Origin of the sequence: Izhakiella capsodis (genome assembly GCF_900115045.1) — a bacterium.
GTDB classification, from domain to species: Bacteria; Pseudomonadota; Gammaproteobacteria; order Enterobacterales; family Enterobacteriaceae; genus Izhakiella; species Izhakiella capsodis.
In genome coordinates this window covers 451,483-476,425 of the sequence record NZ_FOVC01000001.1, presented here as the reverse complement: position 1 = coordinate 476,425, position 24,943 = coordinate 451,483, and the positions used below count along the sequence as shown (strand labels likewise).

At 50.7% G+C, this 24,943-nt stretch carries 22 protein-coding genes and 1 pseudogene; 10 read left to right on the top strand and 13 right to left on the bottom strand.

The annotated features are described in order from the left end of the window. Positions 1-89 precede the first annotated feature (89 nt). The 3 genes from hxpB to BM191_RS02190 all read left to right on the top strand — a co-directional run bounded on the left by hxpB (position 90) and on the right by BM191_RS02190 (position 3,091). Positions 90-758, top strand: coding sequence for a hexitol phosphatase HxpB (hxpB, locus tag BM191_RS02200; protein ID WP_092874526.1), 669 nt, complete (start codon positions 90-92; stop codon positions 756-758). Positions 759-944: 186 nt separating this feature from the next. Further along, entirely contained in the window at positions 945-1,535 is a 591-nt protein-coding gene (locus BM191_RS02195) for a metal-dependent hydrolase (protein ID WP_092874523.1), read from the top strand. A 158-nt stretch (positions 1,536-1,693) separates the two neighbouring features. Continuing rightward, positions 1,694-3,091: an L-cystine transporter gene (locus BM191_RS02190; protein ID WP_092874520.1), complete on the top strand. Its 1,398-nt coding sequence runs from the start codon at positions 1,694-1,696 to the stop codon at positions 3,089-3,091. Positions 3,092-3,213: 122 nt separating this feature from the next. Here BM191_RS02190 and osmE read toward each other — a convergent pair whose 3' ends face one another. Next, the gene (osmE, locus tag BM191_RS02185) at positions 3,214-3,549 is read right to left on the bottom strand and encodes an osmotically-inducible lipoprotein OsmE (RefSeq protein WP_269017614.1); all 336 of its coding nucleotides are present in this window, start codon (positions 3,547-3,549) and stop codon (positions 3,214-3,216) included. Positions 3,550-4,080: 531 nt separating this feature from the next. Between osmE and nadE the strand changes: the two genes are divergently transcribed. From nadE to cho, 3 genes are all read left to right on the top strand, one after another. Beyond that, complete coding sequence (gene nadE / locus BM191_RS02180) at positions 4,081-4,905, top strand: ammonia-dependent NAD(+) synthetase (protein WP_092874513.1); 825 nt, start codon at positions 4,081-4,083, stop codon at positions 4,903-4,905. 59 nt (positions 4,906-4,964) lie between these two features. Then, positions 4,965-5,849 (top strand): aromatic amino acid DMT transporter YddG, encoded by an 885-nt coding sequence (yddG, locus tag BM191_RS02175; protein ID WP_092875197.1) that lies wholly within the window; start codon positions 4,965-4,967, stop codon positions 5,847-5,849. Positions 5,850-5,920: 71 nt separating this feature from the next. After that, positions 5,921-6,781: an excinuclease Cho gene (cho, locus tag BM191_RS02170; RefSeq protein ID WP_092874510.1), complete on the top strand. Its 861-nt coding sequence runs from the start codon at positions 5,921-5,923 to the stop codon at positions 6,779-6,781. Between the two features lie 102 nt (positions 6,782-6,883). Here the strand turns inward: cho and spy are convergent, their stop codons facing one another. The 5 genes and pseudogenes from spy to BM191_RS02140 all read right to left on the bottom strand — a co-directional run bounded on the left by spy (position 6,884) and on the right by BM191_RS02140 (position 14,173). After that, positions 6,884-7,360 (bottom strand): ATP-independent periplasmic protein-refolding chaperone Spy, encoded by a 477-nt coding sequence (gene spy, locus BM191_RS02165; RefSeq protein ID WP_092874507.1) that lies wholly within the window; start codon positions 7,358-7,360, stop codon positions 6,884-6,886. Positions 7,361-7,539: 179 nt separating this feature from the next. Then, entirely contained in the window at positions 7,540-8,442 is a 903-nt protein-coding gene (lpxO, locus tag BM191_RS02160) for a lipid A hydroxylase LpxO (RefSeq protein WP_092874504.1), read from the bottom strand. Positions 8,443-9,061: 619 nt separating this feature from the next. Beyond that, entirely contained in the window at positions 9,062-9,895 is an 834-nt protein-coding gene (gene cobA / locus BM191_RS02150; protein WP_092875195.1) for a uroporphyrinogen-III C-methyltransferase, read from the bottom strand. 5 nt (positions 9,896-9,900) lie between these two features. Next, positions 9,901-12,849, bottom strand: a pseudogene (gene nirB / locus BM191_RS02145) (nitrite reductase large subunit NirB); the annotation flags it as partial. Between the two features lie 646 nt (positions 12,850-13,495). Continuing rightward, positions 13,496-14,173, bottom strand: a complete 678-nt coding sequence (locus tag BM191_RS02140) for a gamma-glutamylcyclotransferase (RefSeq protein WP_092874496.1) — start codon at positions 14,171-14,173, stop codon at positions 13,496-13,498. An 817-nt stretch (positions 14,174-14,990) separates the two neighbouring features. On the opposite strand from BM191_RS02140, the gene chaA reads away from it, so the two are divergent. Then, positions 14,991-16,082, top strand: coding sequence for a sodium-potassium/proton antiporter ChaA (gene chaA / locus BM191_RS02135; RefSeq protein WP_092874491.1), 1,092 nt, complete (start codon positions 14,991-14,993; stop codon positions 16,080-16,082). A 60-nt stretch (positions 16,083-16,142) separates the two neighbouring features. On the opposite strand, the gene kdsA is transcribed toward chaA, so the two are convergent. The 6 genes from kdsA to hemA form a co-directional block, all read right to left on the bottom strand. Next, positions 16,143-16,997, bottom strand: a complete 855-nt coding sequence (gene kdsA / locus BM191_RS02130; protein WP_092874488.1) for a 3-deoxy-8-phosphooctulonate synthase — start codon at positions 16,995-16,997, stop codon at positions 16,143-16,145. A 13-nt stretch (positions 16,998-17,010) separates the two neighbouring features. Further along, complete coding sequence (gene sirB1 / locus BM191_RS02125; protein ID WP_092874485.1) at positions 17,011-17,820, bottom strand: invasion regulator SirB1; 810 nt, start codon at positions 17,818-17,820, stop codon at positions 17,011-17,013. Between the two features lie 3 nt (positions 17,821-17,823). Continuing rightward, positions 17,824-18,213: a SirB2 family protein gene (locus BM191_RS02120; RefSeq protein ID WP_092875193.1), complete on the bottom strand. Its 390-nt coding sequence runs from the start codon at positions 18,211-18,213 to the stop codon at positions 17,824-17,826. 8 nt (positions 18,214-18,221) lie between these two features. Then, a complete protein-coding gene (prmC, locus tag BM191_RS02115) occupies positions 18,222-19,055 on the bottom strand; it encodes a peptide chain release factor N(5)-glutamine methyltransferase (RefSeq protein ID WP_092874482.1) in 834 nt (277 codons plus the stop codon). Next, the gene (prfA, locus tag BM191_RS02110) at positions 19,055-20,137 is read right to left on the bottom strand and encodes a peptide chain release factor 1 (protein WP_092874479.1); all 1,083 of its coding nucleotides are present in this window, start codon (positions 20,135-20,137) and stop codon (positions 19,055-19,057) included. The genes prmC and prfA overlap by 1 nt, the downstream gene beginning before the upstream one ends. Positions 20,138-20,223: 86 nt before the next feature. Next, positions 20,224-21,480: a glutamyl-tRNA reductase gene (gene hemA, locus BM191_RS02105; RefSeq protein ID WP_092875191.1), complete on the bottom strand. Its 1,257-nt coding sequence runs from the start codon at positions 21,478-21,480 to the stop codon at positions 20,224-20,226. Positions 21,481-21,708: 228 nt separating this feature from the next. Between hemA and lolB the strand changes: the two genes are divergently transcribed. From lolB to prs, 3 genes are all read left to right on the top strand, one after another. Next, positions 21,709-22,332, top strand: coding sequence for a lipoprotein insertase outer membrane protein LolB (gene lolB / locus BM191_RS02100; protein ID WP_092874476.1), 624 nt, complete (start codon positions 21,709-21,711; stop codon positions 22,330-22,332). Further along, entirely contained in the window at positions 22,329-23,198 is an 870-nt protein-coding gene (gene ispE / locus BM191_RS02095) for a 4-(cytidine 5'-diphospho)-2-C-methyl-D-erythritol kinase (protein ID WP_092874473.1), read from the top strand. Before lolB ends, ispE begins: the two co-directional genes overlap by 4 nt. Positions 23,199-23,318: 120 nt before the next feature. After that, entirely contained in the window at positions 23,319-24,266 is a 948-nt protein-coding gene (gene prs, locus BM191_RS02090; protein WP_092874470.1) for a ribose-phosphate diphosphokinase, read from the top strand. A gap of 269 nt (positions 24,267-24,535) precedes the next feature. Here prs and ychH read toward each other — a convergent pair whose 3' ends face one another. Beyond that, complete coding sequence (ychH, locus tag BM191_RS02085; RefSeq protein ID WP_092874467.1) at positions 24,536-24,811, bottom strand: stress-induced protein YchH; 276 nt, start codon at positions 24,809-24,811, stop codon at positions 24,536-24,538. Positions 24,812-24,943: the final 132 nt, after the last annotated feature.

The following is a 24,943-nucleotide window of genomic DNA, read 5'->3' as shown; positions in this document are numbered from 1 at the left end:
CTCACAACCTGGTGGCAGCTGAGAACCAAAGTTTGTTATGCCAGGGATCACTTGATACTGTGTCAAAAAAATTATCAGGACAACGCAGTATGTCTTATACCAGACCGGTGAAAGCGGCAATCTTTGATATGGATGGCTTGCTGATTGATTCAGAACCTCTGTGGAAACAGTCTGAAATAGAGGTTTTCTCTAGCATCGGCGTTGACCTTTCACGCGCCAACGAGGTACCTGAAACCTTAGGTTTACGCATCGATCAAACGGTTAGATTGTGGTACGACGTGTTGCCCTGGAAAGAACCAGATCGCCAGGAAGTGACCGCACGGATCATCAGCCAAACCATCAGAAAGATAGAACAGGCCCGCCCATTGCTGCCGGGTGTCAGGCAGGCGCTGCGCTTATGCAAAGACGGGGGGCTTAAAATCGGCCTCGCTTCCGCCTCACCCCTGTATATGCTCGAAAAGGTGACGGAAATGTTTGCCATACGCCCGTGGTTTGAAGTGCTGGTCTCCGCAGAGTTACTCCCTTACAGCAAACCGCATCCGCAGGTGTATCTCGACGCCGCCCTGCAGCTGGGCGTTGATCCACTCAACTGCGTCACGCTGGAAGACTCGTTTAACGGCATGATTGCTACCAGGGCCGCGCGTATGCGCTCCGTCGTGGTACCCGCCGTAGAACTCCGTCAGGATCCGCGCTGGGCGCTGGCGGACGTCAAGTTAAACTCGCTCGATGAGTTGCAACTTCATCATTTGACCGGTTAATCATTAACAATGTCGCTGTCCGCGATAGTCGGCACCCGCAGTTCCACTATCGCGACAAACGCCGTTTACTGACTGCACCCACTCACGACGCCATCATAACTTATTATTAGTTACAGGGTCACTGTTGCCTTATACTGTATAAATATCCTACACTGTATAAATTACCATGCATTAATGGAACATCCTATGACAGCGGAAGGTCACCTGATTGTTGCCATTGCCAGCGCGATATTTGCTAAGCGCGCGGCACTGACCCCAGAGCTGGCGCACGCCGACTGGTGGCACCTAATTCCCGCGTCGCTGTTAACCTGCCTGCTCCCCGATATTGATCATCCCAAATCATTTCTCGGACAGCGATTGAGCTGGATATCACGTCCTGTCGCGCGCCTGTTCGGTCATCGCGGTTTTACCCACAGCCTGCTGGCGATCTGCGCTGGTGTGGTGCTGTTGCAGCTGCATTTACCCAAAAATGGCTGGATCCCGGCTGATGCTCTCCAGGGAATGGTATTAGGTTATCTCAGCCATATTGCGGCAGATATGCTCACTCCGGCTGGCGTTCCTTTATTGTGGCCCTGCCGCTGGCGTTTTCGCCTGCCACTGCTAAACAGCGGTAAAGGCAATCAGTTAGAGCGCGTATTAAGCGTTGCGCTGATAATACTTGCCATGTGTTTTCCCACAGACGCGTCGCCACTGGGTACGGATGGCTGGTGCGCACATATGGTTAACATCGCGCGAAGTGGCTTTCAGCGGCTGGTATCCTTTTCAAATGGCTATTAAGTAAAGAAAATCCGCTCATCAGTAATAAGACATTCTATTTGGTTATAAGAAGAGGCCTGTGCGCCCATGCTATCATGCATTTCGGTTACAACTTAACGCGAAATATATCGTGAACGCCTTCGCCTGGATTAACAAGGCGAATGAGAAGGAGAACGGGGATGAATTATCCATTAATTGCTAATGTTGCAGTATTTTTTACCTTACTGATCGCGCTGGCAAAAACTACACGTTCCAGCTGGAGCCTGTCGCGTAAAGTGATGGCTGGTCTGGTAGTCGGTGTCGTCTTCGGCTTTGCTTTGCAGCTTATTTATGGTGCCAACAATCCGGTACTGATAGCCTCTGTAAGCTGGTTTAATATCGTTGGTAATGGCTACGTTCAGCTATTGCAAATGATTGTGATGCCACTGGTGTTTGTGTCAATTCTGAGCGCCGTCGCGCGGCTTCACAGCGCCTCTTCGCTCGGCAGGATCAGCATACTCACCATCGGTGTGCTGCTATTTACCACTATGATCGCCTCGCTGGTCGGCGTTCTGGTCACCACGCTGTTCGGCCTGACTGCCGACGGTCTGGTTCAGGGTGCGCAGGAAACGGCGCGTCTGGCCACGATCCAGAGTAACTATGCCGGTAAAGTGGCCGACCTGACAGTACCGCAGCTGCTGCTGTCATTTGTGCCCAAAAATCCGTTCGCCGACCTGACCGGTGCTAATCCGACGTCGATTATCAGCGTGGTGATTTTCGCCGCATTCCTCGGCGTGGCCGCCCTGCATCTGCTGCGTGATAATAACGAGAAGGGCCAGCGTGTGCTGACAGCGATTGATACGCTGCAAAGTTGGGTGATGAAGCTGGTCCGCCTGGTGATGAAGCTCACCCCTTACGGCGTAATGGCTTTGATGACCAAAGTGGTCGCCAGCTCAAGCGTGAACGACATTCTCAAGCTGGGTGGTTTTGTTGTGGCCTCTTATCTGGCGATGGCCATCATGTTTGGCGTTCACGCACTACTTCTGTCAGCAAATGGGGTTAATCCGCTGCGATTTTTTCGCAAAGTCGCCCCGGTTCTGAGCTTTGCCTTCACCAGTCGCTCCAGCGCCGCCAGCATTCCACTCAGCGTTGAAGCACAGACCCGACGACTGGGCATTCCGGAGTCGATTGCAACCTTCTCCGCCTCGTTTGGCGCGACTATCGGTCAGAACGGCTGTGCCGGTCTCTATCCAACAATGCTGGCAGTCATGGTAGCACCGACGGTTGGCATTAATCCACTCGACCCGGTGTGGATCGCCACCCTGGTTGGGATTGTCACCTTAAGTTCAGCGGGGGTAGCGGGCGTAGGTGGCGGCGCAACCTTTGCCGCGTTAATCGTACTGCCTGCGATGGGTTTACCGGTCACGCTGGTCGCGCTACTGATCTCCATAGAACCCCTGATCGATATGGGACGCACCGCACTAAACGTAAACGGTTCAATCACTGCTGGTACGCTTACTAGCCAATGGCTACGACAGACAGATAAAAAACTGTTGCACGCCGATGCTGAACAAAATTTTGAGTTAGTTAATCGTTAATCACGGAGTTGAAAAAACGGTCGTTCAGAGTCTCGCTAAGTGGTTCAAGGGGGCTTTTTATTGTGTGCACAGAAAAACAACGGCCACCTTTGGTGGCCGTTGTTTCAGGAGCGGATTTAATATTACTGAGCGATTTGTGGATCAGTATCGTACTCTTTACAGCTCTGGAAGCCGTAGTTCATTACGCGACCCGTATCACTGTAGCTGACAAAATAAGTCTGCTGTTTACCATCACGATGACCAATAATATAGGTCTGACAGGTTCCACGAGCATGCAGCATGCTGATTTCTGTTGCAGGAGGCCCGGCAATGTCGCGCACCTGCTGTTTGGTCATTCCTTTCTTAACATCCTTGACCACCGGCTTAGTCACATAACTTTCTGCACGGTCGTATGCCGTACAGCCAGACAAAACCACCAGAGCTAGAACACCACCCATCAGTCCTGTTAACTTATTCACTATTACACCCTCATTATTGTCCATGTCATTCATAAGCCTGGAATAGACTGGCACAATTATCAAGTTGTTAACCTGATTAAAACTTTGCTTTTGATAGCCATTGCCGAAGCAACAAGCCCTGATTACTCTGCACAGCCTGCTGATAATAACCTATTGAAAATCTACTTTGTTGAGCACCGAGCCAGGCCCACATCTCGCCGCCGCACGATGTCTGCACTGAACCGAAGCAAGACGGCCTGGAGCGCCCTGGTGCAGACAGGTACTATTGCTTACGATAGGTATAATGCCCGTGCGTTAACAAATTCTTCGCGTTTTCTGATAGTGTGTCGGTCTGATTCGCGCTTCATCAATAAGCGCACGCCCGGACAGTATTCCCAACGTCATTAGCCGTCGGCAAATCGGTTTAATTCAACCGTAGCCAGAGTGCGACGCACGGAATTGCGTCTTGTTGTTCAGCGCGATGGGCATTAGATTTAATCGATAATGACCGCGCCTGGCGGCGCATGCCGTAACCTAACCGAGGAGTAATAAATGGCTCTGCAGCAGGAAATTATTGCCGCTCTGGGTGTAAAACCCACCATAGACGTTCAGCAGGAAATTCGCATCAGCGTTGACTTCCTGAAGGCATATATGACAAAAAACACCTTCATTAAAAGCCTTGTACTGGGCATCAGTGGCGGCCAGGACTCGACCCTGACTGGAAAACTGTGCCAGACTGCAATATCTGAACTTCGTCTGGATACCGGGAATAACGACTACCGATTTATTGCCGTGCGTCTGCCCTATGGCGTACAGGCTGATGAGCAGGATTGTCAGGACGCCATTGATTTTATTCAGCCGGACCACGTGCTGACGGTCAATATTAAAGAGGCAGTACAGGCAAGTGAGCGCGCACTCCAGGCTGCGGGAGTAACGATCTCTGATTACATTCGCGGCAACGAAAAAGCGCGTGAACGTATGAAAGTGCAGTACAGCATCGCCGGAATGAATGCTGGTGTGGTAGTCGGTACCGATCACGCAGCGGAAGCGGTTACCGGTTTTTTTACCAAATACGGCGATGGCGGCACGGATATCAACCCTATTTTTCGTCTGAATAAAGGTCAGGGAAAACAGCTGCTCAAAGCGCTTAGCTGTCCAGAGCACCTTTATCTTAAACATCCAACCGCCGATCTGGAGGATGATCGACCCGGTTTACAAGATGAAGTGGCTCTCGGCGTCTCTTACGCGATTATTGACGCTTATCTCGAAGGTCACACGATTACTCCGGAGGCAGCTAAAACCATCGAAAGCTGGTATTTAAAAACCGAGCATAAACGACGCGGGCCAATTACGGTATTTGATAACTTCTGGAAATAGTGACTGAGTTTCATCGCCTTTATGAAACTACGTGTTTCATCTACTTCAACTGGGACAGCATGATAAATAATTCACAACGCGCTACTCTCAGCGGCCTGTTGGCCATCGTTCTCTGGAGCACCTCAGTAGGGCTGATTCGCAGTATTACCGAAAACTTCGGCACGCTGGGTGGCGCGGCCATGCTTTACAGCGCTACCGCTCTACTACTCTGCTTCACACGCGGTTTTCCACGCTTGCACACCGCTCCGAAAGGCTGGCTGCTCAGCGCCAGTTTGCTCTTTGTTAGCTATGAGATTGCCCTTACCACTTCACTGGGACTGGCAGCAAACAGACAGCAGGTGCTGGAACTTGGGATAGTTAATTATCTCTGGCCCAGCCTGACCATCGTGCTGGCGATCCTACTGAACAACCAGCGCTGCCGCTTTTGGCTCTGGCCTGGACTCATACTGTCATTAGTGGGGATTATCCGCGTACTGGGCGGCGATGATGCCGTTAGCCTGACGGCGCTAAAAATCAATATTCAACAGCAGCCCCTTGCCTATGCGCTGGCAGGCTATGCCGCGTTTTCTTGGGCGCTTTACAACAATCTTACCCGCCGCTTCGCAGCGGGTTATAATGGTGTTACCCTGTTTTTTCTCGTCACGAGCCTGACGCTGTGGGCAGGCACGATATTCTCGCCGCATCCACTGAAGCTAAGTGGGCAGCCAGCCGCCTGGTTTGAACTGCTTATCATGGCTTGTTTTTTCGCCGTCGCCTATTTCTCATGGGACCGGGGTATACAGCGAGGTAACCTTAGCCTACTGGCAGCAGCCTCTTACTTCACGCCTGTCCTCTCCTCGCTACTTGCCGCTCTTTGGCTGGGTATAACACCGGCAGCCGCTTTCTGGCAAGGCGTAGCAATGGTCACCTTGGGTTCACTGATTTGTTGGCGCGCAACGCGGTAGTGTCATCGCGCAATACTTTCCGTCAGCACTGCCTGCTATACTGTATGTAAAAACAGTGCTACGGAGATTTTGTGACCAGGTCCTTTACCGCCAATCGCTCAGAATACGACAAGCGAGCAATTTATCAATATCCTGAACATCTTCGGCCCTCTTTGGCGGCCCTGCCAACCCGCCCGGGTGTCTATACTTTCCATGGCGAAAGCGACTCAATGCCGTTATATATTGGCAAAAGCATCAATATTCGTCATCGGGTGCTTTCTCATTTGCGGGCGCCAAATGAAGCCTCGATGTTGCGCCAGGCAAGACGAATTAGCTTTATCACCACCGCCGGTGAACTGGGTGCTTTGCTACTGGAAGCGCAGATGATAAAGCTACAACAACCGTTGTTTAATAAACGTCTTCGTCACAATCGTCAACTCTGTTCACTGCAGCTGATGAACAGCATACCAACAGTGGTCTATGCTAAAAACGTTAATTTTGCGACCACGTCGAATCTTTATGGTCTCTTTTCCAGTCGTACTACCGCCTTAAAGATGTTGCACAAATTGGCCGATACTCACCGACTTTGTAACTCATTACTGGGTCTGGAGCGAGGCATGCGAGGCAGAGCCTGCTTTCGCTACGCACTTGGACGCTGTAGCGGCGCCTGCTGTGGTAAGGAAACGACAGAAAGTCATTTTCTGAGGCTGTGCCAGGCACTTGAAGCGTTGAAGGTACAATGCTGGCCATGGCATGGGGCTGTGGGGCTAGTGGAGGTTGGTCCGTACGGTCGTCAAATCCACGTGATATGTAACTGGTACTATCTTGGATCGGTCAGCGATATTTGTCAGGCTGATGCTCTGACGCGTCCGCTTTCCGGTTTTGATCACGATGGCTATAAAATTCTATGTAAACCACTTTTAGATGGAGCTTATGAAATTATTGCGCTTTGATCAGTGACAATAGAAAAAATCTCGAATCTGCCCACACGCGTTATTTGGTACAGGCAGTATTCGTCGGTCTATTCGCTATGATTTCAACACTATGAGTGATAATTAACTCTTGTTAGCCGGACCTGGGCGATGGTGTTCCGGTTTTTCAGTCAAATGCTTTTCGAAATTCGCATTGTACTGTTTTTTCTGTTCAGCTGTCAGTACGTTATACAGTTTATTCTGCGTTTCCATCATTTTCATCACGCGAACCTTCTCTGTTGCAGCAACTTTATCTGCCTGCGCCTGAGCTTTTGTTGAATCAAAGCTGTCAGCAGCAATAATGCTGTGCATTTCGCGACGCTCACTCAGTGATGGTGGCGGCATATCTTTACGGGCTTCTTTCATAATGGTACGCATTTGCTGCTTCTGCGCATCGGTCAGGTTGAGATGTTTAAACATCCACATACCATGCGGATCTTTATGCATTATCGGAGCCGGCGGTGGCGGTGGCGGCGTCAGATTATCGGCAGCAGCATGAACCAGATTAGCTGCGCCAAAAGCCAGAGTAGTAGCAACAATAATCGAGGTTAACTTACGCATAGTTTTTTCCTTAAAGGTCAGTGCAATACAACAATTCAACGTAATGTTGAAAACTATTTTATAAAACCTAACGTCAAGCTATGCGCATCGCGGGTAAAGCCATGTAAGCATAAATACAATTTGCGACTAACTTAACCTATTGCACAAAGTATATTCCAATTTACATGTTGCGGAACGCATCAGAGCGCACACCAAATCACGACAGCAATTGAGGCAAATAATATCCATTTAATTAAATAATAGACGGGTTTATTCCACTGTTTCAATCTTTTGCCTACCTTTCGGATGGCGTAGATGTATTTGAAGGCCCGATTAATCCCGCCGGTGCGATCGCCCTCCTGATTAGGTGCTGCTGCCGCTCCTACCAGATGACGGCCGAACCAGTGATTGACGTGTTGAGCCCAGCGATAGCGCATAGGTCGTTCAATATCACAAAACAGAATCAGACGATTTTCGCCGCTAGTGTTTTCGGCATAGTGAATATAAGTTTCATCGAATATAACGCTTTCACCATCACGCCAGCTATAGCGGATGCCGTCAACCTCAATAAAACAACGGTTGTCATTAGGTGTAGCCAACCCCAGATGATAACGCAATGAACCCGCATAGGGATCGCGGTGACGCGGCAGACGGCTGCCATCCGGAAGCTCAGCAAACATCGCGGCTTTCACACCTGGAATAGTACGAAGCAGCTGGGTAGTGAAAGGACACAGTTCACCTGCCGAGGGGTGGGCATCGTCGTACCATTTCAGATAAAAGCGTTTCCATCCACTTTTAAAGAATGAATTAAAGCCAGCATCGTTATATTTATCGGACGTTTTAATTTGTTGTAGTTTTTGTAGCGCATTACCCTCGTCGCGGATCTTTTGCCAGTTATCCTGCAAAACACTAAGCTCAGGAAAGCGTTCAGTAGGCAAAAAAGGGGGTGTCGGAACTCTGGAAAAAAGATACATAAAGCAGTTCAATGGTGCGACAAAAGTCGAATGATCGGAAAGCTGGCGCCAGAATCCATAGCGTACTTTCCCACGACGGTGGACATAGCATACCGAAACAATATAGATGAATAAAATGAAGTATTTCATGCCGTGAATAATTTCCCTGATAAGTTCATCCCGTGTCCCTGCCGTTACATCAGGATCGTTACGCAGAAATTATAGAAAAATTTACGTTCTTGACAAACAGTTGACTCACAAAATCGTTAAATTTTGTTTTACATAGCTCTAACAGATAATTAATCCAGATTGGGGGCGGCTTTACCGCGAAAGTGCCAGAAAGCACCTCAGGATGCTGAAACAAAAGTATCCCGCGATGAATAAATTGACCGGCTTAGCCGTCTTAGTATGTCTGACAGAGGATGGCGGCTAATGGAGCGGATCTGACTTTTAGCGTTGAGCAGCAAACAACCATTTTTTTCACACTCACAAGAGTTGGCTGTGATTGATTCCGGTTTCTATTACCGCGCACTGAATGAAAAAAATCAGACGCACACACTGTTTCAATACCAGCTTAAGGAAAACACGCTCTCCATCAGTAACGTATTTTACGGGTTAAAAGACGGTCCGAAAGGGTATTCTGCAAATGGATCCATTAAGGAGCTGGCAAAGCGGCTTCCTGTTTTTCTGCCGCCTCTCCAGCATCATTGAGTATGGTTGCCGGGAGCGTTACACGATTTCCGCTAATATCGGCAGGCAAACAGAAAGCTTAGCAACAAAGTGGCTGACTTTGCTTTACGATGCTAACGGCATGATAAAGACTGACAACCTCTCCGATAACGATGAGGGTTGGCGACTGTAGCTGATGACGGTTAACATCATCAGCCAGATTTTGCAGGCTGCTGATGAAAACCCGCTGTTCGGTTCGGGTACCGTTTTCAATCAGCGCCACAGGCGTATCAGCACAGCGACCGGCGGAAAGCATCTGCCGGCAAAGCGCTCCACACCAACGCAGCCCCATATAAAACACCAGTGTTTGCTGGCTATCAGCCAGCAACTCTGCGTCAATTTGCGGCGCGCCGCTGCGTCCATGACCGGTAATAAATCTTACCGATTGTGAATAATCGCGATGGGTTAACGGGATACCCGCCGATGCCGCACATCCCGAAGCGGCAGTGATACCCGGCACCACGTGGCAAGTAATACCTGCCTGCCGTAGCCACAGCATCTCTTCCCCTCCGCGACCAAAAATGAACGGATCGCCCCCTTTAAGGCGAATAACCCGCCGTCCGCTTTGGGCTAACTCCACCAGCAACTGGTTGATATGTTCCTGTTTCATACCGTGATGGCCAGCACATTTACCTACGTTAATTAGCTCAGCCGTGGGTGCCACCAACTGCATTATCTCGTCACTGACCAGACGATCGTAAACGACAACCTGAGCCTGATGCAGCAAACGTACAGCTTTAAGCGTAAGCAGTTCGGCATCCCCTGGACCTGCCCCCACCAGCCAGACGTCACCCACGGCGTCTGGCTGTACGGGCGTGGTGAGCACGACCTCTGCTCCCCGCGCAATAGCTACCTTGGCAGCGCAGTCTTGCATCGTGGTCACGGCGCTACCTGTTCATCGCACATTTCAGTCAGCGGCATCGGCTCGGCAGACACCTGTACCTCGCCGTTCACTACCTGTACCGGCCAGCGGCGCAGACGACGGCTCTGGTCATCAATGCTCCGGCCATCCTGCAAACGAAAACGCTGCTTATAAAGTGGAGAAATAACCACCGGTTCGCCGGCAACATCACCAAGAATACCGCGTGAAATGACGCTGGCATGCGTCCCTGGCTCCTGGTCGTCGAGAGCAAAAACCTCGTCGTTCAGGCGAAATAACGCGATGCGTTCATCGCCCAGGCGGGCGCCAATTCCTGCCTGAGGGGGGATGGTATCCAGATCGCATAAGGTTTGCCAACCCTCCGAAGGCCACTGAGATGACGTCAGTGGGTGATACTCCGTAGCCGGACGCAGCTGACCACGTTCAGACTGCCGCTGCAACGTTTCATCCTGCTGCTGGCTGTTAACCGTCGTATGGAAGAGCGCAAGCCTGTCAGGATGTTCCAACGTGGTTTTCCACTCACACTGATAGGTATCGACCACCCGCTGCATTTCAGCCTCCAGCACGGCGACAATCCCCAGTGAGTCCTCAATAACAACCTCGCGCAAGTAATCCAATCCCCCTTCAAGATTATCCATCCAGACGCTGGTACGCTGTAAGCGGTCGGCTGTGCGAATATAGAACATCAATATCCGGTCGACGTAGCGGATCAGCGTTTCACTATCAAGGTCGCCGGCGAACAGGTCAGCGTGGCGAGGCTTCATGCCGCCGTTGCCGCAGACATAGAGATTCCAGCCTTTGTCGGTAGCAATAATGCCAATATCTTTACTTTGTGCTTCGGCACATTCGCGGGTACAACCAGAAACCGCCATTTTAATTTTATGCGGCGAACGCAGGCCTTTATAACGATTTTCCAACTCGATGGCGAAGCCGGTAGAGTCCTGTACACCATAGCGGCACCAGGTCGCGCCAACGCAAGATTTAACCGTCCGTAATGATTTACCATAGGCGTGACCGGTTTCAAATCCGGCGGAAATTAAATCGCCCCAGATTGATGGAAGCTGATCGAGACTGGCACCGAACAGGTCAATACGCTGTCCACCGGTGATCTTACAGTACAGCTGATACCGCTGGGCAATTTCGCCGATCGTAATCAGGCCCTGCGGGGTAATTTCTCCGGCGGGGATGCGTGGAACAACCGAGTAACTGCCATCTTTCTGAATATTGGCAAAATAGCGATCGTTAGTCTCCTGCAAAGGCAGATGCTCCGGTTTCAGCAGATATTCATTCCATGTCGAAGCGAGCAGAGACCCAACAAGCGGCTTACATATTTCACATCCAAGACCGTGGCCATGCCTGGTGAGTAGCTCATCAAATGATTTGATCTCTTCAACCTGAATCAGATTTAACAGCTGCTGACGAGAAAAGGCGAAATGTTCACAAACGTCTTTTTTCACCGCCACGCCGTTCTGTGCCAGCTGATATTCCATCACCTGTTTTACCAGCGCTACACAACCACCACAGCCGGTTCCTGCCCGAGTGATAGCCTTAACCGCGGCCAGATCGGTCGCACCATCGTTAACAGCCTGGCAGATTACGCCTTTATTGACGTTGTAACATGAACAGATCTGTGCGCTGTCAGGCAGTGCTGCTACGCCCAGTGCTTTTGGCGACGTGCCGTCACTTTGCGGTAAAATTAAGCTTTCCGGCGCGGCTGGCAACGGCATTTCGTTGAGCATCATTTGCAATAGCATGCTGTATTCGCTGCTGTCGCCAACCAGTACCGCGCCAAGCAGACGTTTGCCATCTGCGGAAACCACAATTTTTTTGTAAATTTCCTGTGGCTCGTTAGTCCAGTAATAGCTCTGACTGCCAGGCGTCCTGCCGTGGGCATCTCCTAATGAGGCCACTTCAACACCGAGCAGTTTGAGCTTGGTGCTCATATCAGCACCGGCAAATGCGGCCTTTTCACCCGCAAGGCTGGCTGCCAGTGTTCGTGCCATCTGATATCCCGGCGCAACCAGGCCAAAGCTTACGCCATGCCATAGTGCGCATTCACCGATAGCATAAATATCACTATGGGAGGTCTGACACTGGTCATTGATTTCGATACCTCCGCGCGGGCCGAGGCTTAATCCGGCGGTACGTGCCAGCGAATCTTGCGGTCGAATACCAGCTGAAAACAGCACCAGATCAGTCTCAAGGAGAACTTCATCAGCTAAGCGTAGTTGCAATCCCCCGTTCGGGGCAGGCTCGATAGCCTCGGTGACTTTACTGGTGTGAACCCTGACGTCGAGTGCTTCTATTTTACGATTGAGCATTTGCGCACCGCCATCATCGAGCTGAACAGCCATCAGGCGTGGGGCAAACTCAACGACGTGTGTTTCAAGCCCCAGCTGTTTTAATGCGTTCGCAGCTTCAAGTCCCAGCAGACCGCCACCAATTACCACGCCCCGCTTCGCGCCGAGCGCCCAGGCGCTAATTGCTTCCAGATCGTCCAGCGTCCGATAAACAAAACAGCCGGGCAAATCATTGCCCTCAATGGGCGGAACAAAAGGATAAGAGCCGGTTGCCAGCACCAGCTTGTCCCAGTGCAGCTCTTCGCCGTTGCTGTCGCGCAAAATATGACGTTCACAGTCAACAGCCAGCACCTCGCAGTGAGTGTGCAACGTAATTCCATTTGTCTCAAAAAAACCATCTTCAACCAGTGAAAGGTCATCACTGGATTTACCACTAAACCAGGAGGTAAGATAAACCCGGTCATAGGCCATCTGACGTTCAGCGCCATAGACCTCAATCTGATAGTGCTGATGCAACTGCTTTTCTACCAACTGCTGAAGAAAATAGTGGCCAACCATGCCATGACCGACGACGGCGAGAATGGGTTTGCGCCTCATCATTACAAATCCTCCTGATGATTTTTTTACTGGCGATATTAAATCTGACAGCGAATTCTCCCGCCCTGAATGATTAGTTGCGCTGATTTATATCAAAACCAAAGCATTAACCACCCAAAATTGATCTGTAACGAACTCACCACAACATCTTTATCAGGCTGCAAGATTACTCGATCAATTTTCATCGACGATAATGCACCTATCTCATGAGTCTGAAAGGGCGTAAAAATGAATGTCGGATGCTGGCGTCGATATCAAAATGCGCATACCCTGTTGGTGTCTGAAGTTGCCCGGATGATCAGTCACAATTTGCGTGAGAGTTAGAGTAAGGGACGAGAAATTTAGTCATGAGTACAGCGCACCGGTCAGAGGATTTATCAGCCGCCCAGCTACAGGCCTCTGAATAACGTCGTGCTATTTACAGTTCCAATCAGTCACAACAAAACCCCGTTCGGGAACTCATTTAACGTTTTTACTCGCCTACGGCAAAAGAATCTGAATACGTCGTTTAAATGCTTTCTGGCGAGGAATTTATGTATATCTGCAACAGGGAGGCTCACCAGTAATCAGGATTCATCAATGTCTGCAGATCAACAATGAAATAAATTTTACCATCATATCCAATATCGGTAATCGTCCTGAGTTCAGGATCTAGGGCATGATACTGACCGCCCGGTACCGGGCTTACCTGCCAGCCTCAACCAGCCAGTTCTTGATGCTTCAGATGTATATCACGTACTTGCTGTACAAGATCGGTAAGGCAGTCATCCTGCATACCGCGCTGGCTCAACTCCTGCTCCAGATTAAAAAGATACTGAGCGTTGCTACCGAGCGGTCCGCTGGCGCTGGCGATCAACGGTGCGATAGTATCGGTGCGAACATCACTCTCATAAAGAGGATGACCTGGGTCCATCACAAATACCAGCGCCGTTACCACACGTCCATCATCCAGCTGCAATTCGCACCAGGTGGGTAAATAGCAGCCTGTGACCATTTCACGCTTCCAAAGCAGCTCCAACTCCTCTTGCAAGCGGCTTTGTGCTAAGCAAAACGCCACCCCGAGCGTTTCTCCCCCTTCTTTGAGCGCCAGCATGCGGCCAGGCTGCGCAGCGTTACCGCGTCCTGCCGTCAGGCGCAGGCAAAAAGAACGATGCCAGCCTTTAAGTGTACCCTGTGCTATCTCATCAGCTTCAAATACCGGATTCCACATCAGCGAGCCATAGCCAAAAATCCAGACGGCGGAACCATCAGTACGGCAGGAAAGCGTCGCAGCCAGTGAGACAGCACGCTGCTCGCTAGTCCACAGAACCGACTCATCAATATCTCCGAAAGCCGTTTTACAGTCGGCCCCGAGTAAAAAATCACGCGTTAACACCCTGCATCTCCAACGCTTTTCCCCTCACCCAATTAACCAGGTCCGGATTATCAATTAATTAACAACAAAGCGATATGACACTATCAAATATACGATCAGGATCAAATATGTGAACCGAATCAAATTCGGGTATAGGTCTGGCAACCGACATCGTTATCAACCCCTATCGGCAGCATCAGGAAAAACCTCAATCTCAATCAGAACCCACATCTCAGTTTTTGTGCCAGGTTTCGCCATCACCTTTTTAAGTTCATCTTTTACCAGGAGTCAGTCGACGTTCCATGATATTTCCTCACGTGAACCCTTTTCGCAGTACGCTTGTTTTATTCAGGACACGAAAAAATATCTGCGAGTAAATATCCTGCACATGCTCGGGTGACAGATTATGAATGCCATCCGGCAATTCAGCTGGTGATAAGTCCAGCATAGACCCCGCTTTAACGAATTAAGGATGGCTGATGCGTTTTTACCGCACAATACGGTATAAATAAAAATCTTAACTTGAAATTATACCCGAAACACTATTTTCATATATTATCAATGGGGGAAAAACAAAAATATCAGTTTTTTTCTTTTGAAGTAAACTGTAAAAGGCTCTGTATTTATTGGTAATTAATAGATTAATAACTAAAAAAAAGCGCCATTGGCTTAAATTTTCATAAACCGTAAAAAGAGGTAAAATTTATGAAAATTTTCATACAAACACCTACAATCATCTCATTGGACATTAATCTATACCTCTCGGACTTTTTGCGGCATTCTCCCAACTACCGTTAAACAGCGTCCGTCGGTGTACTGTTTTAAGGAGAACCCCATTATGCATGGCCATGAGGGTATAAAAACCCGTCATACAGAATATAGCCTGCTCTTTCCCATCGCCGCACTCCTGGTGCTCTGGCAGTGGGGAGCGGTTCAAAGCTTCCTGCCGGTTATCGGCATCAATTTACTGGCGCTGATCGCGATACTCAGCAGTGCATTCAGCGTGGTGCGTCATGCAGATGTACTGGCTCACCGACTGGGTGAACCCTATGGTTCGCTGATCCTGAGCCTGTCAGTCGTTATTCTGGAAGTCAGTCTGATTTCTGCACTGATGGCTACTGGCGACGCAGCTCCCGCGCTGATGCGTGATACGCTATTTTCAATAATTATGATCGTCACCTGCGGCCTGGTTGGTTTTGCTCTGCTGCTCGGGGGACGAAAATTTGCCACTCAGTACGTTAATCTGGGCGGGATTAAACAATATTTGATCGCCATTTTCCCTTTGTCGGTCATTGTACTGGTTTTTCCTGCGGCGATGCCTGGCGGTAACTTTACCAGTGGCCAGGCGTTGTTGGTGGCCGCTATTTCTGCCGCTATGTATGGCGTCTTTCTGCTGATACAGACTAAAACCCATCAAAACCTTTTTGTTTATGAACACGAGGACGATGGCGACGATCCTCACCATGGTAAGCCGTCGGTTCACTCCTCCGCCTGGCACACGCTGTGGTTAATCATCCATTTGTTGGCGGTGATTAGCGTAACGAAAATGAACGCTAACCCTCTGGAGCACCTACTTGGCGAACTGGATGCGCCCGAACAGTTTACCGGCTTTCTGGTTGCACTACTGATCCTGTCACCGGAGGGCTTAGGTGCGATTAAAGCCGTACTGGTAAACCAGACACAACGAGCGATGAATTTGTTTTTTGGCTCGGTTTTGGCCACCATCTCACTGACGGTGCCGGCAGTGACGATTATCGCCACCCTGACTGGGCAGCAGTTAATTTTTGCCCTTGAACCACCCCAGATGGTGGTGATGTTAGCGGCGCTGTTGCTCTGCCAAATCTCTTTTTCTACCGGACGTACCAATGTACTTAACGGCGCAGCCCATCTGGCGCTATTTGTCGCCTATCTGATGACGATCATGCTGTAAGTACAAATTAAAAAAAGGCGTCGCTGTCGCGGCGCCTTTTGACGTTCAGACGCGACGCCCCTACTCGGAAGTATCTAACTCAGGGAAGTTTTTCACCAGATCGTCGATGGCTTTCATCTGGATTAGGAAGGGTTCCAGCTTATTTAACGGCAGCGCCGAAGGTCCGTCGCATTTAGCACTGTTCGGCTCTGGATGCGCTTCAATAAATAAACCGGCTAATCCTACTGCCATCCCTGCACGCGCCAGTTCGCTGACCTGAGCACGCCGTCCACCTGACGCGGCGCCAAACGGATCGCGGGTCTGCAGCGCATGAGTAACATCGAAAATAACCGGGCTGTTTTTAGTGACGTTTTTCATCACGTTAATACCCAGCATATCAACCACCAGGTTGTCGTAGCCGAAGTTAGCGCCGCGCTCGCAGAGGATCACCTGATCATTGCCCCCCTCGGCGAATTTCTCTACGATGTTTCCCATCTGTCCTGGACTAACAAACTGCGGCTTTTTCACGTTGATCACCGCACCAGTTTTCGCCATCGCCTCGACCAAATCGGTCTGGCGGGCCAGAAAAGCCGGCAGCTGGATCACATCTACCACTTCTGACACTGGCTGCGCCTGCGATGGATCGTGAATATCGGTGATCAGCTTAACGCCAAAATCCTGTTTGATTTCCTGGAAAATTTTCAGTCCCTCTTCCAGGCCAGGCCCGCGATAAGAACGGATAGAAGAGCGATTAGCTTTATCGAACGAGGCTTTAAATACGTAAGGAATATTCAGTTTTTGCGTGACGGTGACATAGTGCTCGCATATGCGCATCGCCAGGTCGCGTGACTCCAGCACGTTCATACCACCAAAAAGTACAAACGGCAGATCGTTTGCTACCTTAATTTCGCCAATGCTGACAACTTTTTCTTTCATGTCTTCGCCTTATTCAATGAAGGGTAATCTGCTTATGCTCTATCGCGTTGATCTGCACCTTTATCAGCTCGCTGATTGGGTCCTCCGGACACTGCTCAACAAAATAGGTCAGATCGGTCAGGGCAATATGCTCACACTCAAGCTGTGCAAAAATAAGTCCACGATCGCGAATTTCATAGGGGTCCTCCGGGTCCATCTGCACCAACGCCTGACTGGCCTGTAGTGCCAGCTCCATCTGCTTTTCTTCCATCAGGGCCGACTTTAGCGTGTCGAGCATTTTACGAATGACGACCACCGGTTCAGCCTCTTCCAAATCGTCTTCGAACAGCTCTTCGACTGGACCAATGTTTCCTTTCAACCACACATCAAGGGTGTGTTCATCAAGGGTTTCTCCGTCAAACGGATTAATCAGCCACATTTCACCATCCAGCCAGTCGGCGCGCAAAATAAGCTGGGTTGGAAAAATCACCGGCATCAGGGGCAGTTTTAGCTCATGCGCAATATGTAAAAGCACAATACCCAGCGAAACTGCCGAGCCCTGACGGGTATGTAGTACATTATCCAGCCAGAGTACGTCTGAAAGCCGGTAAACGCCGCTGGCACCGCCAAACCCCCAGCGCTGATAAAACAACTTCAGCAGCTGGTCGACCTGCATATCCTGTTCAAGACTGGCGGGGATCGTTTCTCTCGCTTCGGCAACCAACGCCTTCAACTGCGCCCGAACCCGTTCTGCCGGAAAATCCTGACGGATAGCCTGTAATGCAACAATTGCCGCTTCGCTGAGCGGCGCCCCATGAAAATCAAATTCTGTAAGGGAGGTCATTATTTACCCCAGTAAAAGACTTTTAGTGATGGCCAGACGAATGATCAGAGCCACCACCGCCAGCGCGATAATAAAGGCCGCCAGACGTATTTTCTGCGAGCGAGGACGACGTCCTAACGCTATCGAGCCCAGTGCGATGTAAATAATAACGCCAATTAGCTTTTCCGTCAGCCAGCTATCCTGAGTTAGCAGCGCGCCAGACTGTATCAACGTCACCAGCGCGATACCAGACAGCAGCAATAGCGTATCATTCAGATGTGGCACAATCTTAATCCAGCGCTGTTCCAAGCGCGCCGGCGATACTGACAGCCAGAAAAAACGCAGCGCGAACAGGCTCAGGCTGATGATGACGGTAAGGATATGGAAACTTTTGATCGAAAGATACCAATTCATTAGCTCGCTCATTTAGCTACCCGACCACGGGTAACACGCTCATTGCCGCCATAATCCCGACAGGTTTTTACACTGGTAAACCCAGCAGAAAACAGAATCTGACGCACCCGGTCAGCCTGCTGCCAGCCATGCTCAATCAACAACCAGCCATCGGGTCGTAAGTGCGCAGCCGCATGCAAGGCAATATGGCGGATATCAGCCAGCCCCCGATCGGCGGCAATCAGCGCACTTGTCGGTTCGAATCGAACGTCGCCCTGCGTCAGATGAATGTCATCAACATCAATATAGGGCGGATTAGTCACAATCAGATCAAAACGGCGACCGCCGACTGCGGAAAACCAGTGACCCGGTAAAAAGCTGACGTTATTAATCGCCAGATTTTTACCATTATGCTGCGCCAGTCTGACGGCCTCAGCAATGCAATCGACACCGGTTACCTGCCACCCAGGCCGCTCACTAGCCAGCGCCAGCGCAATGGCCCCCGTTCCCGTACCCAAATCCAGAGCGTGCCCCTGTGGGGTATCCATTTTCTCCAGCGCACACTCGACCAGCACCTCAGTGTCGGGACGGGGAATCAGCGTGACGGGTGAAACCCGCAACGCCAGTGACCAGAACTCGCGCACGCCGGTAATATAGGCCACCGGCTCGCCTTTTGCCCGTCGGGCTATCAGCGCGGTGAGAGTGGCAAGCTGTGTTCCATCCAGTGTCGTTTCATCAAAAGCGCGTAGCCAGCTGCGGCCCTTACCGGTAACAAAGCTCAGCAAAATTTCTGCATCCCGTCGCGAACTCTCGCTATTTTCCAGACGCGCTGCAGCGACAGGTAGCCAATCACGAATTCGCATTACTCGTGTCCGGCCAACGCCGCCAGCTGATCGGCCTGATACTCATGCACGATAGGTTCAATCAGCATATCCAGTTTGCCCTCCATCACCTCATCCAGCCTATAAAGTGTCAGATTAATGCGGTGATCGGTCACCCTGCCCTGGGGAAAGTTATAGGTCCGGTTGCGGTCGGAGCGATCGCCGCTGCCCAACAGATTGCGCCGGGTAGAGGCTTCTTCCTGCTGACGTTTTGCCGTTTCCGCTGCATGAATACGGGCGCCGAGAACCGCCAACGCTTTGGCTTTATTTTTATGCTGCGAACGTTCATCCTGGCACTCGACGACAATACCGGTTGGCAAGTGCGTAATACGGATTGCCGAGTCAGTGGTATTAACGTGCTGACCACCGGCTCCTGAAGAGCGGAAAGTGTCTATTTTCAAGTCACCGGGATTAATCTCAGGCATTTCTGCCTCCGGCAGCTCAGGCATCACTGCCACGGTGCAAGCTGAGGTATGTATTCGTCCCTGAGATTCAGTTTCCGGTACCCGCTGCACCCGATGACCCCCGGATTCAAACTTGAGGCGACCGTAGGCGCCCTCACCAACGATGCGGGCAATTACCTCTTTATAGCCACCATGCTCGCCGTCATTGGCACTAAGCATCTCTACCTGCCAGCGGCGGCTTTCAGCATAGCGGCTGTACATCCGGAACAGATCACCGGCGAAAATCGCAGCTTCATCACCACCGGTACCCGCTCTGACCTCCACAAAACAAGGACGATCATCATCGGGATCTTTTGGCAGCAAAAGAACCTGAAGCTGTTGCTCCATCTGTTCGCTCTGTTCGCGCAGGGTTTTTAACTCCTCCTGCGCCATATCACGCATTTCAACATCATCAAGCATCATCTGTGCGGCCTGAAGATCATCTTGTATCTGTTGCCAGCGGCGAAAGCAGAGGGTGACGTCAGCCAGCTGAGCATATTCACGCGACAGCCCCCGAAACCGTTCCTGGTCAGCAATAACACCGGCATCGCCGAGCATCACCTCCACTTCTTCATGGCGTTCCTGTAACGCTTCCAGTTTGGCAACAATAGAGGTTTTCATCGTTCTAATTAGTACCTTGCAAAAGAGAAGAAAAAATCGGGTGGCAGAATGTACTCCGCCGCAGATTTCGCTGCGGCGGAGTACATCTAATCGAGGCTTAAACTATTACGAAGCAGAAGCAGACGTTCATGATCACCATCACGTGCCGCCTGCTGAAGCGATTTGGTCGGGGCGTGGATCAAGCGGTTAGTCAGCTTGTGCGCCAGTTCATTCAGTACGGTTCGTGGGTCCACACCCTGGTTTAAGGCAGCAAGCGCTTTACTTTCCAGTTCCTGGCGGATCAAATCAGCCGAGGTGCGGTATTCCCGAATGGTATCAACGGCGCTTTGCGCACGCAGCCATGACATAAAATCACTACTTTCCTGCAGGACAATGCTTTCTGCTTCACGTGCAGCAACCCGACGTTGAGCCATGTTTTTATCAATAATGGCTTGCAGATCGTCAACGCTATAAAGATAAGCGTTAGCCAGCTTACCCACTTCAGGTTCAACATCGCGCGGAACGGCGATATCAACCAGTAGCATCGGCTGATTTCGACGCTGCCTGAGCGCTCGCTCTACCATTCCCTTACCGATAATTGGCAGCGGGCTGCCCGTTGAACTAATAATGATATCTGCCTCGGCAAGACGTGCATCGATATCAGCAATGCCGATCACTTCCGCACCAACTTCATCTGCCAGAAGCTTTGCACGCTCGCGAGTACGGTTAGCAATCATTAGCTTTTGGACACGGTGTTCGCGCAAATGACGGGCGACCAGCTCAATGGTTTCCCCTGCCCCCACCAGCAACACGTTAACTGTCGTCAGCGATTCAAAGATTTGGCGTGCCAGCGAGCAAGCAGCAAAAGCGACGGAAACCGCGCTGGCGCCGATATCGGTTTCGGTACGAACCCGCTTGGCAACAGAAAAAGTTCGCTGAAAAAGACGTTCCAGTTCGCTTGAGTGAGCATGACCACGCAGTGAATCGGCATAGGCTTTTTTAACCTGTCCGAGGATTTGTGGCTCGCCAAGCACCAGAGAATCAAGGCCGCTAGCAACGCGCATCAGATGGCTTACCGCTTCATTGCCCTGATGCCAGTAAAGACTGCTCCGCACCTCAGCTTCGCTCACCTTGTGGTATTCACACAACCAACTGACCAGTCTTTCCTGCAAATCAGCACGCTGTTCAACACTCAGATACAACTCGGTACGGTTACAGGTCGACAGCACCACGCCCCCCTGAACCTGCGGCTGAGACAACAAACTCTCCAGTGCATGTTCGAGGATGTCCGGCGCAAAAGCTACGCGTTCACGTAGCGCAACAGGGGCCGTTTTGTGATTGATACCGAGTGCCAGAAGCGTCATGGTAATTTGGTCTGATTGATCCCACAGTCGATAGGGTTTTATGAGGCGCATTCTACAAGATGCTCGTTAGCAAGGAAAGTGACTCAACGGGCCGCCAGTAAAGAAACTCCCCTCTCCTGCCCGAATCAGAACCATTTCTCGATTGACGCCTCCCGTCAGGCTCGTTATTTTGAGCGGTTAAATTTAGCTACACTGCTAATTGTCGAGTCTGAGGAGATGACCCACGCTATGTTCACACGGCCCCCCCGTTTTCTAAGGCTGCTGCCGCTTGCCAGCGTTATGCTTGCTGCCTGTAGCATCAATAAACCCATCGGTCCCGGTAAAAGTCCCGACTCGCCGCAATGGCAACAGCATCAGCAAGCAGTACGTCAAATTACCCATTATCAAATCCGGGGCGCTTTCGCCTATATCTCCGATAGACAAAATGTTTACGCCCGTTTTAACTGGCAACAAACCGCCCCCGATCGCTACCGTCTGCTACTGACTAATCCGCTAGGCAGTACGGAGCTACAACTTGACGTGCAGGGTAAAGTTGTCCAGCTGGTTGATAATAATGGCAAACGTTACGTCAGCAACAATGCCGAAAAAATGATTTCACAGCTCACCGGCATGGATATTCCACTCAACGACCTGCGTCAGTGGATGATCGGACTGCCGGGCGATGCCAGCAACTATACGCTTGATGACCAATATCAGCTGAAAACCGTTCACTACAGTCGCAACGGCCAGAAATGGTATGTGGTATTCAACAGCTATGACAATGCGCAAAAACCGACTTTACCTTCCAATCTGGAGCTTATTCAGGATGGCCAGCGCATTAAGCTGCGCATAGATAGCTGGACGTTGAAATGACCGTAACCTGGCCCGCACCGGCAAAGCTCAATCTCTTTTTGTACATAACCGGCCGGCGCCCTGACGGTTACCACAATTTACAGACGCTTTTTCAGTTTCTCGACTTTGGCGACCTGCTGCATATTAATATTGATGACAGTGGCAAACTGTGCCTGAGCAACGACGTCGAGGGTGTTGAGCACGACAGCAACCTCATAATTCGCGCGGCTCGTTTGCTGCGCGATCGCGCCGTGGCTGACGGGAGGTTGTCGCAGCAAGCTGGTGCTATTTTTCAAGTGGAAAAACGGCTGCCGATGGGAGGGGGGCTTGGCGGCGGTTCATCAAACGCCGCGACTACGCTGGTGGCGCTGAACGTGCTATGGCAGCTTGATTATGATATCGACACCCTCGCCCAGCTGGGTCTGACACTGGGTGCCGACGTTCCGGTATTCGTACGCGGCCATGCTGCTTTTGCTGAAGGCATTGGCGAACAGCTTCGGCCGGTATCGCCGCCAGAAAAATGGTACCTTGTGTTGCATCCGGGCATCAATATCTCCACGCCGCTGGTTTTTAATCACGCTGCGCTTATCCGCGATACGCCGGTGCGCGATTTTGACAGCCTGATGCAACAAGAGTTTCGTAATGATTGTGAGTCAGTCGTGAGAAATCGTTTTCGCGAGGTTGATACGCTTCTCGTCTGGCTGCTAGAATATGCGCCGTCGCGCCTGACAGGAACCGGGGCTTGCGTGTTTGCTGAATTCGACACCCAGTCCGCAGCTTGTCAGGTGCTGGAAAAAACCCCGAAAGGAGTGCAAGGATTTGTGGCTAAAGGCGTTAATCTTTCGCCTCTGTATCGCACGCTTTCCGGGCATTCTGACCCGGCATGATCGCATCATCCCGTTCCTGATGCGACAGCCGGTTCATCACTTACCTGTCTGATCTCACAGCGTCTTATCGTCGATGCAAACTGAGATCAGTCTCTGGACCTAAAGCCTGAGGTTCTTCTCGTGCCTGATATGAAGCTTTTTGCTGGTAACGCTATCCCGGAACTCGCTCAACGTATTGCCGACCGTCTTTACACCAACCTGGGCGACGCTGCTGTCGGTCGTTTCAGCGATGGTGAAGTGAGCGTACAGATCAATGAAAATGTCCGTGGTGGTGATATTTTCATCATTCAGTCCACCTGCGCACCCACCAATGACAACCTGATGGAGCTGGTCGTGATGGTCGATGCACTGCGACGCGCCTCTGCTGGTCGAATTACTGCGGTTATTCCCTACTTTGGCTATGCGCGTCAGGATCGGCGTGTGCGCTCTGCTCGCGTGCCAATCACTGCTAAGGTGGTTGCCGACTTTCTTTCCAGCGTAGGCGTTGACCGCGTATTGACTGTTGACCTTCATGCTGAACAGATTCAGGGCTTTTTCGATGTTCCCGTCGATAACGTATTCGGTAGCCCTATTTTGCTTGAAGACATGCTGCAGATAGGGCTTGAAAACCCGATCGTCGTGTCACCGGATATTGGTGGCGTCGTACGCGCCCGCGCCATAGCCAAGCTGCTTAACGATACCGACATGGCAATTATTGATAAGCGCCGCCCGCGTGCTAACGTGTCTCAGGTAATGCATATTATCGGCGATGTCGCCAATCGTGATTGCGTACTGGTCGACGACATGATCGATACCGGTGGCACGCTGTGTAAAGCGGCGGAAGCGCTAAAAGAGCGCGGTGCTAAGCGCGTATTCGCCTATGCCACTCACCCAATTTTTTCCGGAAATGCCCTGGAAAATCTGCGTAATTCGGTGATTGATGAAGTGGTTGTTTGCGACACTATCCCACTTTCCGATGAAATCAAAACACTGCCTAACGTGCGCACTTTAACGCTGTCTGGCATGCTGGCGGAAGCCATTCGCCGTATCAGCAACGAAGAATCAATTTCCGCGATGTTCGAGCATTAATCGAAGTGGGATGGGATATTCCATCCCGCATATCTATACCAGTGATGACATTGGCTTACTCAAAAGATAACTGACAAAAGTAGTGCAGCTATTTTATTCGCAGAGCATCCCCCCCGATATTTAAGCAAGAAAAGTGAGAGCCTTAACCCGGGCAACCCGATTACGGAAGCCGTCGGTATTCTTTCAGGGGTAAAGCCTGGTATGAAGAGCGAAGTTAATGCCAGAGAAAATCGCCATAACCGATCCGTGCTGGCATAGAGCCTATCCGTTTAATGCCCCGGATGATGGCGGCGGCAGCGTTTATCGCCATAGTGACGCAGCCAGAAATAGCGGTCAGCCACTTTTTCCCTTCCTCCCAGGCGCGCGCCTGACAGCCACAGCATAGCGCCGATAAAAATGGCGAATATAGCCGCATGAGAAAGTAATTCCGGCAAGTTTGAAGATGGTAGCTGATTGATTACTGAACAAACAATACCCAGAATCATAACCAGCAGACCTAACGCCATCAGTATATTACCCGTGATAACAGCATATCTTTTGTTCATTACCGTCACCTCCCTCAATAAAAAATGTGAAACTGACAAACTCCGTCGACTTTGGTTAATTATTTTAGAAAATGGAAGTGTGTTCTGTTGCGTGCAGCATCACATTACTGCCTAAATTTGACAGAAACTTAC